Source organism: Kineosporiaceae bacterium SCSIO 59966 (assembly GCA_020881835.1).
GTDB lineage: Bacteria > Actinomycetota > Actinomycetes > Actinomycetales > SCSIO-59966 > SCSIO-59966.
Genome location: CP052876.1, coordinates 295,836 through 309,823, shown reverse-complemented (window position 1 = coordinate 309,823; position 13,988 = coordinate 295,836). Strand labels below are relative to the sequence as shown.

Annotated in this window: 12 protein-coding genes; 5 read left to right on the top strand and 7 right to left on the bottom strand. The window is 75.9% G+C overall.

Annotated elements, in window-relative coordinates; translation table 11 throughout:
• Window positions 1-19: 19 nt before the first annotated feature.
• Window positions 20-1,444 carry a D-alanyl-D-alanine carboxypeptidase/D-alanyl-D-alanine-endopeptidase gene (dacB, locus tag HJG43_01485; GenBank protein UER53448.1) on the bottom strand — a complete coding sequence of 475 codons (1,425 nt, stop codon included), beginning with the start codon at window positions 1,442-1,444 and terminating at the stop codon, window positions 20-22.
• A 98-nt stretch (window positions 1,445-1,542) separates the two neighbouring features.
• Between dacB and HJG43_01480 the strand changes: the two genes are divergently transcribed.
• On the top strand, window positions 1,543-2,040 hold the full coding sequence (locus HJG43_01480) for an inorganic diphosphatase (GenBank protein ID UER53447.1): 498 nt from the start codon (window positions 1,543-1,545) through the stop codon (window positions 2,038-2,040).
• Window positions 2,041-2,056: 16 nt separating this feature from the next.
• Here HJG43_01480 and HJG43_01475 read toward each other — a convergent pair whose 3' ends face one another.
• Together HJG43_01475 and HJG43_01470 are read right to left on the bottom strand one after the other, a co-directional pair.
• Window positions 2,057-3,541 carry a C40 family peptidase gene (locus tag HJG43_01475; GenBank protein UER53446.1) on the bottom strand — a complete coding sequence of 495 codons (1,485 nt, stop codon included), beginning with the start codon at window positions 3,539-3,541 and terminating at the stop codon, window positions 2,057-2,059.
• A 191-nt stretch (window positions 3,542-3,732) separates the two neighbouring features.
• On the bottom strand, window positions 3,733-5,250 hold the full coding sequence (locus HJG43_01470) for a potassium/proton antiporter (protein UER55603.1): 1,518 nt from the start codon (window positions 5,248-5,250) through the stop codon (window positions 3,733-3,735).
• A 240-nt stretch (window positions 5,251-5,490) separates the two neighbouring features.
• On the opposite strand from HJG43_01470, the gene HJG43_01465 reads away from it, so the two are divergent.
• Window positions 5,491-5,763: a DUF1876 domain-containing protein gene (locus HJG43_01465; GenBank protein ID UER53445.1), complete on the top strand. Its 273-nt coding sequence runs from the start codon at window positions 5,491-5,493 to the stop codon at window positions 5,761-5,763.
• Between the two features lie 33 nt (window positions 5,764-5,796).
• Here the strand turns inward: HJG43_01465 and HJG43_01460 are convergent, their stop codons facing one another.
• Entirely contained in the window at window positions 5,797-6,735 is a 939-nt protein-coding gene (locus HJG43_01460; protein ID UER53444.1) for a universal stress protein, read from the bottom strand.
• A 229-nt stretch (window positions 6,736-6,964) separates the two neighbouring features.
• On the opposite strand from HJG43_01460, the gene HJG43_01455 reads away from it, so the two are divergent.
• The 3 genes from HJG43_01455 (at window position 6,965) to HJG43_01445 (ending at window position 9,206) form a co-directional block, all read left to right on the top strand.
• Window positions 6,965-7,861, top strand: coding sequence for a universal stress protein (locus HJG43_01455; GenBank protein ID UER53443.1), 897 nt, complete (start codon window positions 6,965-6,967; stop codon window positions 7,859-7,861).
• Between the two features lie 9 nt (window positions 7,862-7,870).
• Complete coding sequence (locus HJG43_01450) at window positions 7,871-8,461, top strand: CBS domain-containing protein (protein UER53442.1); 591 nt, start codon at window positions 7,871-7,873, stop codon at window positions 8,459-8,461.
• A 91-nt stretch (window positions 8,462-8,552) separates the two neighbouring features.
• A complete protein-coding gene (locus HJG43_01445) occupies window positions 8,553-9,206 on the top strand; it encodes a response regulator transcription factor (GenBank protein UER53441.1) in 654 nt (217 codons plus the stop codon).
• Window positions 9,207-9,223: 17 nt separating this feature from the next.
• Here the strand turns inward: HJG43_01445 and HJG43_01440 are convergent, their stop codons facing one another.
• The 3 genes from HJG43_01440 to HJG43_01430 all read right to left on the bottom strand — a co-directional run bounded on the left by HJG43_01440 (window position 9,224) and on the right by HJG43_01430 (window position 13,981).
• Window positions 9,224-10,123 (bottom strand): universal stress protein, encoded by a 900-nt coding sequence (locus HJG43_01440; protein UER53440.1) that lies wholly within the window; start codon window positions 10,121-10,123, stop codon window positions 9,224-9,226.
• A gap of 88 nt (window positions 10,124-10,211) precedes the next feature.
• Entirely contained in the window at window positions 10,212-12,929 is a 2,718-nt protein-coding gene (locus HJG43_01435) for a pyruvate, phosphate dikinase (GenBank protein UER53439.1), read from the bottom strand.
• Window positions 12,926-13,981 carry a universal stress protein gene (locus HJG43_01430; GenBank protein UER53438.1) on the bottom strand — a complete coding sequence of 352 codons (1,056 nt, stop codon included), beginning with the start codon at window positions 13,979-13,981 and terminating at the stop codon, window positions 12,926-12,928. Before HJG43_01430 ends, HJG43_01435 begins: the two co-directional genes overlap by 4 nt.
• Window positions 13,982-13,988 lie beyond the last annotated feature (7 nt).

The following is a 13,988-nucleotide window of genomic DNA, read 5'->3' as shown; positions in this document are numbered from 1 at the left end:
CACCGCCGCGACGGCGACGTCACCGGCAGCCGCACCCGGCCAGGGCGGCGACGACGGCGTCGATCGCCCGCCGGGCCGGCTCCGTCGCCGGGACGTCGTCGGCGAGCACGGCGAAGGCGAGCAGCCGTCCGTCGGCGGACGGGACGGTGCCGGCCAGGGTGGTCACGCCGCGCAGCGAGCCTGTCTTGGCCCGGGCCGTGCCGAGGGCGCCGGCCGCCGCGTCCCCGGAGAAGCGGTCGAGCAGGGTGCCGGAGAGCCCGGCGACCGGCAGTGTGGTGAGCACCGGTCGCAGGTGCTCGTGGGTGCCTCCCGCGGCGACGACGAGCAGGTCGGTGAGGGCGGCCGCCGGAACCGAGGCGCCGTCGGACAGTCCGCTGCCGTCGGTGAGGGTCATCCCGGTGACGTCGACTCCGAGGCCGGCGACGGTCTCGGTGACCGCCCGGGCACTGCCGGCGAAGGTCGCCGGCAGACCGGCGTCCAGGGCGACGAGCCGGGCCACCGCCTCGGCGACGGTGTTGTCGCTGGCCCGCAGCAGGTACCCGGCGATCTCGGTGACCGGCGCTGACTGCACGGCCGCGAGCACCGGGGCGTCCGGCGGTGCCGTGCCGCGGGTGACGTCGCCGACGACGGTGACCCCGGCAGCGCGCAGCTGCTCGGCGAACGCGGCGCCGGCGGCCAGGGCCGGGTCGGCCACCCGGGGCGCGTACGGCTCGTCCGTGGTGCGCCCGGCGTCCACGGCGATCGAGGTGATCGGCGCGACGAAGCCGAGGTCGACGTCCAGCCGGGTCCATCCCGGGCCCATCCGGTCGTCGGCGAACAGCGAGTCGTCGACCCGGACGGCCGTGCTGGTGCGGCCCTGGGCCGCCAGCGCGGCGGCCGTCGCGGCGGCCAGGTCGGCGAGCCCGGCCCGGCCGCGGACGGCGTCCGGGTCACCGGGACCGGCGCCGAGCAGGACGTCGCCCGACCCGACGAGGACGACCTCCTCGTCCGAGGCGCCCGGCACGACGGTCGTCGTCAGCGTGCGCCGGCCGCCGAGCCGGTCGAGGGCGGCGGCCGCGGTGAACAGCTTCACCGTGGAGGCGGGCTCCCTCGGGGTCGCGGCGTCGGATGCGAGCAGGGGCTCGCCGGTCCGGACGTCGACGACGGAGGCGCCGACGGAGGGACCGAGCGCGGGGTCGGCCAGCAGCGGGGTGAGGGTCGCCGCGAGCGCGTCCCGGTCGGGCAGCGGGGCGCTCGCGTCGAGGACGGGCAGGACGTCGTCCGGCGGCGTGGTCGGGTGCTGGGCGCCCGGCGGGTCCGGGAAGGGCGGCGGGGGTGTCGGCTCCGGCCGGACGGTCAGCACGCCCGGGACGACGTCGTAGGCGTCGGCGACCGCGTACCCGAGCCCGCCGAGCAGCAGGACGACAGCGGTCCCGGCGGCCAGGACGCGTGAGGGCACCGGCACCCCTCCCCTCTGCCGACCTGCGGGCTGGACCTACGGGACACTACTGCCGTCCCCCCGTCCCCGAGGAGCCTCGAGCCGAGGCCGCGCAGGAGCCCGCCGTGCAGTTCGACGTGACCATCGAGATCCCCAAGGGCAGCCGCAACAAGTACGAGATCGACCACCGCACCGGCCGCCTCAAGCTGGACCGGACCCTGTTCACGGCGACCCGCTACCCGGCCGACTACGGCTTCGTCGACGGCACCCTCGGGCAGGACGGCGACCCCCTGGACGCCCTCGTGCTGCTGGACGAGCCGACGTTCCCCGGCTGCCTCGTCCGGTGCCGGGCCATCGGCATGTTCCGGATGCGCGACGAGGCCGGCGGGGACGACAAGGTGATCTGCCTGCCCGCCGACGACCCCCGGGTCGACCACATGCAGGACCTCGAGGACGTCGGCGAGTTCTACCGGCTGGAGATCCAGCACTTCTTCGAGACGTACAAGGACCTCGAGCCGGGCAAGTCCGTCGAGGGCGCGCACTGGGTCGGCCGGGAGGCCGCCGAGCAGGAGATCCGCGACTCGGTGCAGCGGCTGCGGGACTCCGGCGGGGAGCACCGCTAGGCGCGGCAGCCGCCGGTCAGGGCCGGCCCGCCGCGGGCATCGTGCTCGACCAGCGGACCGGGACCACCCGCACCTGCAGCCCGGCACGCGGCGCCTCGACCATCGTCCCGTCGCCGGCGTAGACGGCGACGTGCCAGATGGTGGCCGGGTCGCCGGGGTCGGTGGCGTAGAAGATCAGGTCGCCGGGCCGCATCTGGGAGTACGGCACCTTCGCCACCGCTGCCCACTGCGAGCGCGACGTCCGGGTGATCCAGTGGCCGCCGCCCTGCTGCCACGCCTGTGAGGTGAGGCCGGAGCAGTCGTAGGTGTCGGGTCCCGAGGCGCCCCACTGGTAGCCCTTGCCGACCTGGGTCAGCGCCCAGTCCACGGCCGCCCGTCCGGCGGCGGCGCTCGACGTCGGGGTGCCCGGGTCCGGTGCGGGTGCGGCCCTCGGAACGGGTGGAGGCGCCGGGGCGGGTGCCGGCGCGACGGCCGGGGAGCCGCCGGGGGACGTCGTCCGGGCGGGTGCCGGGGCCGCGGGGCGGCTGGTGGACGGCGTGGGCGCGGAGCGTCCCGGTGCGGGGGACGCCGGTGCCGGCTCCCGCTGGCTGGACCGGCTCGGTGCGCTGTCCCGTCGCGCCTGCAGGGTGGCCGCGCGGTCGGTGGCCGACCGGGTGTCCTGCTGACGCTGCCGGGTGGCGGTGGCGGCGGCCGCCTGCTCGGCCTCGCGCTGCCGGATCGCGGCGAGAGCGGCCTGCTCCTCGCGGCGACGCCGATCGGCCTCCAGACCGTCCTGCCGTGCCCTTTCCAGCTCGACGGTGGTGCTGCGCAGCTCGGCGAGCCGGGCGACCAGATCCTCCCGCTCCTCGGCGACGGCCGTCACCTCGGCTTCGGCAGCCAGCGCAGCCCGCTCCGCGGCGACCCGCAGCTCCTCGGCCCGGGCGGCGGCGGCCTGCTGGTCGGCCCGGGTGGCCGTGGCCTGCTCCTGGAGCAGCCGGGCCACGACGTCCGCCGCGGTCATCCGCTGGTGGGTCTCTTGCCGGCGCTTGCCGACCACGTCCAGGGCGGCAGCCTTGTCGAGCAGGTCCTGCGGACCCCCGGGGCTCAGCAGCAGCTCGAGCTCGCCCAGGCCGGTCCCGCTGCGGTACGCGCCGGCGGCGAGCCGGCCGATCTCGGCGCGGGCGGACTCGACGTCCTCCCGGGCGGCGCCGGCCGCGCGCTCGGCCGCGTCGGCGGCGGCGGTGGCCTGCTCGAGGGCGACGAGAGCGTCGGCGAGGTCCTCGGCGGCCATGCCGGCCGTGACCTGGGACTCCTCGAGGCGGGCGGAGGCCGCGGCCAGGCGCGCCTCGACGGCCCCGATCTCGCCGGCCGTGTCCCGGGCGGCGGCGCGAGCGGCGCTGACCTGCTCCTCGCTCGGGTAGCCGGGGTCGACGGCCGACGGACTGGCGCTGCCCGGCTCGGCGGCCGCCGGAGCCATCACGCCGCCGAGCAGCACGGCGACCGCAACGGCCGGGACCGTCATCCGGACGACCACGCTGCGTGGTCCGGCATGACGGTGAGCACCCACGAGCGGACGGCCTTCCAGAAAGGACACGACGTCGGGACGGCGTGTCGTGTTGACAGAACCAGGTTCAGCGGCATGAAGCGGCCGACCGCCGGGCACGCTACACCTCACGGGCCTCTGCGGGAACAGTCGTCACACAGGTCACATCGTCATCTGGCGGGGGGTTCAGGCGGGGGCTCGTCGAGCCAGCGGGCGAGGCGGCCGGCGCGGGAGACGTCACGGAGCCGCTGCTCGGTGCGGTCTCGGACGTCGCGGTCGGCGACGACGAGGACCTTGTCGTGGGTGCGCAGCACGGTGTTGCGGTCCGGGACCACCGGAGTGCCCTGGCGCACGACGAGGCTGACGACCGCACCGGCAGGCAGCCTCAGCTCGTCGAGGTAGACCCCCGCCAGCCGCGACCCGGGGACGACGGTGAACTGCAGGAGCTCGGCGCGCAGCTCGTCCAGCGGCGCGGAGTCCACCTCCATCTCCTGGGCGTCCCCGGCCGCCTCGACCCGCAGCCGGCGCGCCACGAACGGCAGGATCGGGGCCTGGACGAGGGTGAAGACGACGACGAGGACGAAGACCACGTCGAAGATCTGCTGGGAGCCCGGGACGCCGGCGGTGGCGGGGATGGTGGCGAGCACGATGGGGACCGCCCCGCGCAGTCCGGCCCACGACAGGAACGCCTGCTCGCGCCACGGCATCCGGAACGGCAGCATGCACACCAGGACCGACAGCGGGCGGGCGACGAAGGTCAGCAGCACCCCGACGACGAGGGCCGGGACGACGACGCCGGGCAGCCGCTGCGGGCTGGCCAGCAGCCCGAGCAGGATGAACAGTCCCATCTGGGCCAGGAGCGCGGCGCTCTCGACGAACCCGACCGTGGCCCGGCGGTGCGGCAGCGGGGCGTTGCCGAGCCACAGGCCGGCGACGTAGGCGGCGACGAACCCGCTGGCCGACATCAGCACCCCGCCGGCGTAGGCCAGCAGCGCGAAGGCAAGGGTGGCGACGGGGTACAGGCCGCTCGAGGGCAGGGCCGCCCGCTCCAGCAGCCACTGGCCGCCCCGGCCGACCGCCAGGCCGACGAGCGCACCGACGACGAGCTGGTAGACCACCTGGCCTCCGGTCGCCCACCAGGTCGCAGACGCCCAGTCCTCCTCAGCGAGCAGGGCGACGAAGATGACGGCGAGCGGGTCGTTCATCGCCGACTCGCTCTCGACGACCTTGCCGACCCGGCCACGGAGCGGGAGGTTGCGCAGCACCGAGAACACCGCAGCCGCGTCGGTGGACGACAGCACCGCCCCGATGAGCAGGGACGTCCGCCAGTCGAGTCCGAGCAGGAGGTGGGCCCCCGCGCCGACGACGACGACCGACACGACGACGCCGACGCTGGCCAGCAGCAGCGAGGGCCACAGCGCCGGCCGCAGCGTGCGCCAGCTGGTGGTCAGTCCACCCTCGGCGATGATCAGCGCGAGCGCCAGCAGCCCGAGGTTCTGGGTCAGCTCGACGTCCGAGAACTGCACCCCCAGGCCGCTGTCGCCGATGGCCAGCCCGAGCGCCAGGTAGAGCAGCAGCGTCGGCAGCCCCGTCCGGTGGGCGAGCCGGACGGAGAGCGTCGCAACGATGACGACGACGGCCGCGACCGCGACGAGCGTGTTGATCCCGGACGGCGCCGGGTCTCCCAGCCCGGGGACGAGGTCCGACCACCACGACGTCAGCACGGCGGGCCTCCCGGCGGTCGCACGGGGCGGTCGGTCCCCGTCCCGGGAGTCTACTGATCACCGCCGCCGGCTCCCCCGATCTCGGCCGCCCCGGCACACCCAACCGGTGACATCGGACCCTGGTGGCCGACACCCCGCTGCGCTGTGCTGGGCACCGAGGGCCGCCGCCGGCGGTCCCTGCCCCGCAGGACCCGGGAGGTCCCGATGTCGACCTCGATCCAGACCTGGAAGGTCGAGCTGCACCTGTTCGACCACGACGACAGCACCTCGGCGGACGCGGTGCTCACCACGCACGCCGGCACGCGGGTGCACGGGCACGGTCGGGCCCGCCGCAACCCGGCGGACCCGATGGTGCCGGAGATCGGCGAGGAGCTCGCAGCGGCCCGGGCCCTGCGGCACCTCGCCGACCGGCTGCTCGAGACCGCGTCGACGGACATCGCGGACCTCGAGCACACCGACGTCCACCTGGTGCGCTGAGCTCCTGATGCGGCGCTGACCCGCGGGCCGGGCTCAGCCCACGCTCGCCCGCGGGGCGGGCGTGCGTGCCGGCAGCAGACTCACCGAGCGTTGCTCCCGCTGGACCGGCAGCAGTCGCACGGCCGCCGCTGGGGTGACGACGAGGACGTCGCACGGGAGGCCCCCGACGGCCGACCCGGCCAGGGTCGCCCAGGACCGGACCACCGGTCGCCGTGGCGCCGAGCCCCCCGCGACGACGAGGAGGTCGGCGTCCCCGGCGTGCCGGCCCAGCGCGACCGCCGGCCCCTCAGGGGTCACGACGGTCGCCAGCCCGACGGCGTCCGCGCCGGCCGCTCGGGTCGTCTCCCGGACCAGCCCACGGGCCCGGGCCGGGCCGTCCCCGCGGGTGCCGTCGTAGGCGTGCAGGAGCCGGACCCGCGCGCCGCGGCGGTAGCTCTCGTCGAGTGCCGCGCGCAGCACGGCTGCGCCGGCCGCACCGTCGTCGACGGCCGCGACGACCAGGGCGCGACGCTGCGCCGGCACCGGCAGCTGCCGTGTCCCGACGAGCAGCACCGGGCACGCCGCCCGCCCCAGCAGGGCACGGCTGACCGTGCCCAGGCCCTGCGGCGAGGTGGACCCGAGAATTCCCGGCGCAGTCTGCCGCCCCCGCCCCCTCGCCGCCACGACGAGCAGGACCGCTCGCTCCGCCAGCTCGCACAGCGCTCCGGCCGGCGAGACCGTCGGGTCCCCGCGGACCCGGTGGGCGGTGACCACGAGTTCCGGGCGGCGACGGCGGACCTGCGCGACGAGCTCACGCAGCATGCCCTCCAGCACCGCCGCCTCGGTCGTCGCGGCGGGCAGCACCGACACCACCGCGAGCCTGGTCCGGCGTCGCAGCGCCTCCTCGGCCGCCCTGGCCACCGCACGCTCGGCTGCCACCGAGCCGTCGAAACCCGCCACGACGCCGACCGGCGCCATCCGTCGTTCCGGCACGTCCACCTCCCGGGTCGCTCCCCGTCCTGAGCTGCTGCGACCGATCGTGCGCCGCCCAGGTGCCCGCACGACCGGCGATCCCGGGCGTCGTGCGCGATCCGGTCACCCCGCCCTGACGCAGGTGCGCCGGGGTGGTGGGACCGGAGGGGTGACCTTCGCCCCTTCCGGTGGCGCCAGGGTCCGCCGGACGGTAGAGGCGACAGCCAGGCACCTCGAGGGAGTGGTGGCCATGTCGCACGCAGCGCCGGGCTCGGTGGTCGTCGGCTACGACGGCACGGACCACGCCGCCGCCGCCCTGGACTGGGCGGCCCACGAGGCAGCGCGCCGGTCCGGCACGCTGCACGTCGTCTACGCCGCGGACTACCCAGGACTGGCACCGGGGCCGATCGGCGTCTCCCCCTACCTGCCCGAGCGTGCGATCTCGATCGCCGCTGACGTCACCGCCGAGGGCGTGGCCCGGGCACGCGAGCTCGAGCCCGGGCTCGACGTCACGCACCTGACCGAGGTAGGCAGCGCCTCAGGCGTCCTCGTCCAGGAGTCCTCCGGCGCGGCCCTGCTGGTGGTCGGCACCCGCGGGCACGGCGAGCTCGCCGGGGCACTGCTCGGCTCCGTGGCGTTCACCGTGTCGGCCCACGCGCACTGCCCGGTCGTCGTCGTCCGGGGGGACACCGCCCCGCCGGGACCCGACCGCCCCGTGGTCGTGGGAGTCGACGGCTCCCCGAGCTCGGAGGCCGCCCTGCGGTTCGCCGCTGCGGCGGCGACCGAGGTACAGGCACCGCTCGTGCTCGTCGCCGCCTGGCACCCCGCTGCCGCCGAGACCTGGGAGGCCGCGTACTGGACGTCCGTGGCGCCCGGGGCCGAGCTCGGCGAGGCCGCTCGCCGGGCCGCCACTGACGTGACCACCGCCTCGGAGGCCCTCGTCCACGGCTCCTTCCCCCAGCTCGAGGTGCGCCAGGTGGTCGTCGGCGGTCCGGCTGACCGGGTGCTGGCAGACTTCAGCTCAGGCGCCGGGCTCGTCGTCGTCGGGGCCAGGGGTCGCGGCGGCTTCACCGGGCTGCTTCTCGGCTCGGTCAGCCACGGCGTGATCCACCGATCCGCCTGCCCGGTGGCCGTCGTCCGCAGCTGAGGGAGTCGCATGCTCGTCCGTGAGGTCATGACCAGCCCAGCCGTGACGGTGCAGGAGGACGACACGGTCCGGTACGCCGCAGAGCTGCTGCTGCACCACCGCATCGCGTCCGCGCCCGTCGTCGACGCCGGAGGCCGCCTCGTCGGCATCGTCAGTGAGGCCGACCTGCTGCGCGGCCGGACACAGCGCGATCCGCGCGCCCACCTCACCCCGCCGCCGCAGGAGCCCGTCACGGACCGGCCGGCCAGCTCGGTGCGGGACGTCATGTCCACCCGGCCGCTGTCGGTCCGGGCCGGTGCCGACGTCGACGACGCGGCCCGGATGCTCCTCGACCACGGGATCAAGGCCGCCCCGGTGGTCGAGGGAGGCCGGGTGGTCGGCGTCGTCGCCCGCCGCGACCTGCTCCGCAGCTTTGCCCGCCCGGACGACGACATCCGCCGGGACGTGCTCACGCTGCTGGAGGACCTCGGGCAGGGCAGTGACTGGCAGGTGGACGTCGAGGACGGCGTCGTCCACCTGTACTCCCCCGGCGGAGAGCCCCGGCAGCGCATCGCCTCCGTGCTGGCCCGGACCGTCCCGGGCGTCGTCCGGGTCGTCTGACGCGATCACGTCACCAGCGGCTGGGTCACCCGGTCGGCTAGGTGACCGAAACCGCCACGCGCGGCGGGAACCGCTGGCTAGGGTTCCCGGCATGACGGGTGCCCCGGTCACCGTCCTGATCGCCGAGGACCACCAGCTGGTGTCCGACGGTCTGGCGGCCCTGCTCGAGGGCGCCGGTGACGTGACCGTCGTCGGCCAGGTGGGCACCGCCGAGCGGGCCGCGTCGATGGCCGTCGCGCTGGCGCCGGACGTCGTGCTGATGGACTACCGGCTCCCGGACAGCCGCGGGGCGCTGGGCATCCAGGGCGTGCTGCGGGCCTGCCCCCGCACCCGGGTCCTCGTGGTGACCGCCTCCAGGGAGGACGAGGCGCTCGCCGCGGTCCTCGAGGCCGGGGCGATGGGCTTCCTGCACCAGGACTCCGGCGCCGAGGACCTGCTCACGGCGGTGCGCGCGGTGGCCGGTGGGGAGGCGTACTTCACCCGGGCCGCGATGGCCGCGATCCTGTCCCGTCGGCAGGGGGCGTCCCATCAGGCACTGTCGCCTCGCGAGGTCGAGGTGCTGCAGGCGCTCGCCGATGGCCGGTCGGTCGCCGGGATCGCCGGGGACCTGCACCTCAGCCAGCACACCGTGCGCAACCACATCCGCTCGGCGATGGCCCGCCTCGAGGTCCACACCGCCCTGGATGCCGTCGTGCACGCCGTCCGGGCTGGGCTGGTCGACATCGGCAGCGGTACCGGCCGGTGACCAGGGCCCGCTTCCCTTCAGCGCGCCGGGGCGGCTAGCCGGGACGGTCCCAGCGGCGCACGCGCCGTCCGCGGGGCCACGACGAGCACCGGGCACGGGCAGCGGTCCAGCACGGTACGGGCGACCGAGTCCGCGGTCAGGCCGGCCAGTGCCGCTGGCCCCCGGGTCCCCACGACGACGAGTGCCGAGGCCGCGGCACGGTGCAGGACGACGTCGGCCGGCGTCCCGGGCGGGGTCTCCAGCACGACCTCCACGCCGTCCGCTGACCGGTCCACGTCGGCCACCAGGCCGGAGATCTCGCTGCGAACCCTCTCGACGTCGTCCCCGGGCCGGATCGCCCGCACGGCGTGCACGCCGGTGCCGCGCAGGGCCGCTTCCCGGCGAGCCACGGCCAGCACCTCCTCACCCCCGGCGGGCCCGACGGCAGCCAGGACGGGACCGCGGGTCCCCCCGTCGTCCCACCGGGGCACCGCGCCGGGCCGCCGGTCAGGCACCACGAGGACCGGGCACGCGGTGATCTTCAGCAGGAACCGGCTGACGGTTCCCAGGCCGAACACCGGCCCGGCGTGCGCCCCGTGGGCCCCGAGGACGAGCAGGTCGGCCGCGCCCAGCCGGACCGCCTCGTCCGGCCAGCCGAGGTCGCGGTCGCGCACGAGGTGCGTGGTGACCTCCAGGCCGGGGTACCGCGAGCGGACCCGCACCACGGCCTCACCCGTACGCCAGCGTGCCACCTCGGCGGCGCGCCGCTCCTCGGCCAGCAGCGCGGTGAGGCTGTACCGGGGGTCCGCGACCTCACGGATCACCGTGACGACCGCCAGCTCGGCGCCGCGCAGGGAGGCCTCGCGAGCCGCGACGTGGAGCACCGCGGTGCTGCGCCAGCTGCCGTCAGTGCCGACGAGCACGAGTCCCGTGGCCATCTCCGGCTCCCTTCTGGGCGCGGGTCCCACCCGCGTCCTGCTCACCGCCCCACCCTGGTCGTCGGGGCGTACCTGCCACGCCCGGGGGTCAGCGCGTGTCGGCCTCCGAGGCGCCCTCGGCGAGGACCACCGCTCGTCCGGCCTCGAGCCTGGCCGCCGGTACCCGCGGCGGCGAGCACGACACGTAGTCCAGGCCCACCTCGGCGAAGAACCGGACGGAGGCCGGGTCGCCGCCGTGCTCGCCGCAGATGCCGAGGCCCAGGTCCGGCCGGGTCGCGCGGCCCTCGGCGACCGCGATGCGGACCAGCCGCCCGACACCGTCGACGTCGATCGAGTCGAACGGGTCGGTGGGGACGAGCCCGGACTCCCGGTAGGCGGGCATGAAGCTGGCCTCGGCGTCGTCGCGGGACAGCCCCCACGTGGTCTGGGTGAGGTCGTTGGTGCCGAAGGAGAAGAAGTCGGCGTGCCGGGCAACCTCGCCGGCGGTCAGGGCCGCCCGGGGCAGCTCGATCATGCTGCCGACCGGGATACTCACCGTCGCGCCGCGCTCGTCGGCGACGGCGCGGACCGCCTGCTCGATGACCCGGCGTGCCGCAGCGAGCTCGGCTGCCTCGGCGACGAGCGGGACCATGAGCTCCGGACGCGGGTCGAACCCCTTCTCCAGCAGGTCCGCGGTGGCGTGCGCCAGGGCCCGGGCCTGGACGGCGTACAGCTCGGGCACGACGGCGACCAGGCGCACCCCCCGCAGGCCGAGCATCGGGTTGGCCTCGTGCCAGCGGCGGACGCCGGCGAGCAGACGGGCGGTGTCCTCGTCGGCCCGGCCGGCTGCCTCCTCCAGGGCCGCGTGCACGGAGAGCTCGGTGAGGTCCGGCAGGAACTCGTGCAGCGGCGGGTCGAGCAGCCGGACCACCACCGGGAGCCCGTCCATCGCCTCCAGGACACCGCGGAACTCCTCACGGTGCAGGTCGTGCATCCGGCTGAACGCGGTCTCGCGGTCCCGGTCGAGGACGATGTCCTCGACGATGTGACGACGCTCGCCGAGCAGCATGTGCTCGGTGCGGCACAGCCCGATCCCCTCCGCGCCGAGACGGCGGGCCCGCCGCGCGTCCTCGGGGGTGTCGGCGTTGGTCAGGACTCCGGTCGTGCGGCGCAGGTCCGCGTGGGCCAGCAGCCGGGCGACCGCCTCGACGAGCTCGTCGTCGGGGGCCGCGCCGGGGTCCTCCAGCGCGGCGGCGACGACACTGGCCTCGACGTCCAGCTCCCCGATCGACACCACGCCGGCGGTGCCGTCGACCGAGATGACGTCACCTTCGCGGACCTGGCCACCGGGACCGGTAACGACCCGCTGCTCGAGGTCGACCTGGAGCCCCTCGGCTCCGGCGACGCAGGTGCGGCCCATGCCGCGGGCGACCACGGCGGCGTGCGAGGTGAGCCCACCGCGGGCGGTGACGACGGCGACGGCGGCGACCATGCCGGGCAGGTCCTCCGGACTCGTCTCCGGCCGGACGAGGACGACGGTCCGGCCCTGGGCGGCCCACTCGACGGCGCGCTGGGAGTCCAGCACCGCCTCGCCGACCGCGGCACCGGGGCTGGCGGGCAGGCCCCGAGCGAGCACCCGCCGCTCCTGGTCGGCGGCGAACCGCGGGTGCAGGAGCTGGGTGAGCTGCTCGCCGGTGACCCGGCGCAGGGCCTCGTCGAGGTCGATGACCCCCTCGTCGACGAGCTGGGTGGCGATCCGGAAGGCGGCCCCCGCCGTCCGCTTGCCGACCCGGGTCTGCAGGATCCACAACCGCCCGTCCTCGATGGTGAACTCGACGTCGCACAGGTCGCGGTAGTGGTTCTCCAGCGTGGCGAGGTGCCCCATGAGCTGCTCGTAGGCCGGCGGGTCGATGTCAGCGAGCCGTGCGAGCGGGACCGGCTGCCGAATGCCGGCCACGACGTCCTCGCCCTGGGCGTTGGTCAGGTAGTCGCCGTACGCGCCGCGGTGCCCGCTGGCGGGGTCGCGGGTGAAGCAGACGCCGGAGCCGGAGCGCTCGCCGGTGTTACCGAACACCATCGCGACGACGTTGACCGCCGTGCCGAGGTTCGGGTCGATGCCTTCTCGGGAGCGGTAGAGGACCGCGCGGGGGGAGTTCCACGACTCGAACACGGCACGTACCGCCCGGGTCAGCTGCTCGCGCGGGTCCTGAGGCAGGTCCTCGCCCGCGTGCTCGCGCAGCAGCTCCCGGAACCGGGTGGCCACGTCAGCGAGCGCGGCGGCGTCCAGGCCCTGGTCGTCACGCACCCCGGCGCGCTGCCGAGCCTGGTCCAGCACGTCCTCGAAGAGCTGACCGTCCACGCCGAGCACGGTCCGCCCGTACATCTGCACCAGGCGGCGGTAGCAGTCCTGCGCGAACCGGTCGCCGGCCCGCCGGGCCAGCCCGGGCAGGGTCTCGTCGGTGAGCCCGACGTTGAGGATCGTGTCCATCATCCCGGGCATGGAGAAACGGGCACCGGAGCGGACCGAGACGAGCAGCGGGTCGGCGGGGTCACCGAACCGCCGGCCGGCGGCGTCCTCGACCCGGCGCAGGTGCTCCTCGACCTGCTCGGCGAGGCCCTCGGGCTCGTGACCTTCGGCCAGGTAGGCGCGACACGCCTGAGTGGTGATGGTGAAACCCGGCGGGACCGGCAGTCCCAGGCGGGTCATCTCGGCGAGGTTCGCGCCCTTGCCGCCGAGCAGGTCGGCCATACCCCGGTGTCCCTCGGCGAACGACAGCACCCAGGTGGTGCCTGCGGCGTCCGCGGGACGGTCGGCTTGCGTCGTCATGACCACGACGGTCTCCTCTCCTCGACCCGGCCGACCGGACCGTCGGCTACGGGTTCAGCAGCTCCCTGCAGGCAGGCCCGCCAGGCGAGCGGGACACGCGGCCCCACGGCCGGCAGGTCCATCCCCACCCGCCAGGCGTCGTCGAGCTCGGCGGGGGTGGTGCAGCCGTCCGGGCGCGGCACGGTCCGAGCCAGCTCGTCGAGCAGCGCCTGCCGGTAGATCTCCAGGCATGCCTCGCGGCGGTGCCGGGCACCGTGCGGGACGACGAGGACCGTGCGGGCCGACTCGTCGACGACCCACGGGTACTCGGTGGCGACGTCCCCGCCGAGGACGACGAGCGCGGCGTCCCGGGAGTGGTCGGCGATCACCCTGGGCCCGCCGTCCCCGGTGTGCACGGTCGTGACCGAGACGCCGGCCTGCTCGGTGTCCGCGCCGAGGACCGCGAGCAGCCGAGTGGTGTCACCGCGCACCCGGGCCAGTGCCGCAGCCGGCCGCTCTCCCGACCCTGCCAGGTAGGGGCGCACGACGCGGAGCGCACTGTGCCGCCGGACGGCAGCAGCCACGGCAGCGTCCAGGACCGGGAGCGCGGCAGCGACGCGACCGGCAGCGTGGGCGACGACGACCCCCGGGTCGGCGTCGACGGGACCCGAGCCGCCCCGGGCCACGAGCAAAGGGCACGAGGACGTGCGCACCAGCTCGCGGCACACCGCCGAACCGGCCAGGGCACCTGTCCGGTTCGTGGCCGGGGCTCCAAGGACGAGGACGGAGGACTCGGCGGAGAGCCGGCGCAGCACGTCGACGGCACGGCCGCCGGCGCGCTGGGCCGCGACGGACAGCCCCGGGTAGAGACCGGTCAGCCGCGCGGTGAGGGCGGACAGGGTGCCCACCGGGGTGTCGACGCCGACGAGGCGCAGCGGTGCCCCGCGCAGGAGGGCCTCGAGCGCACCCTCGTGCGCGGCGAGCCGGCTCTCGGGGGAGCCGTCGACCGCGACCACGACCGGGTCCGGCTCGGCGAGCCTGATGTCGAGCGCCTCGTCGGACACGTCCCTCACCACCGCT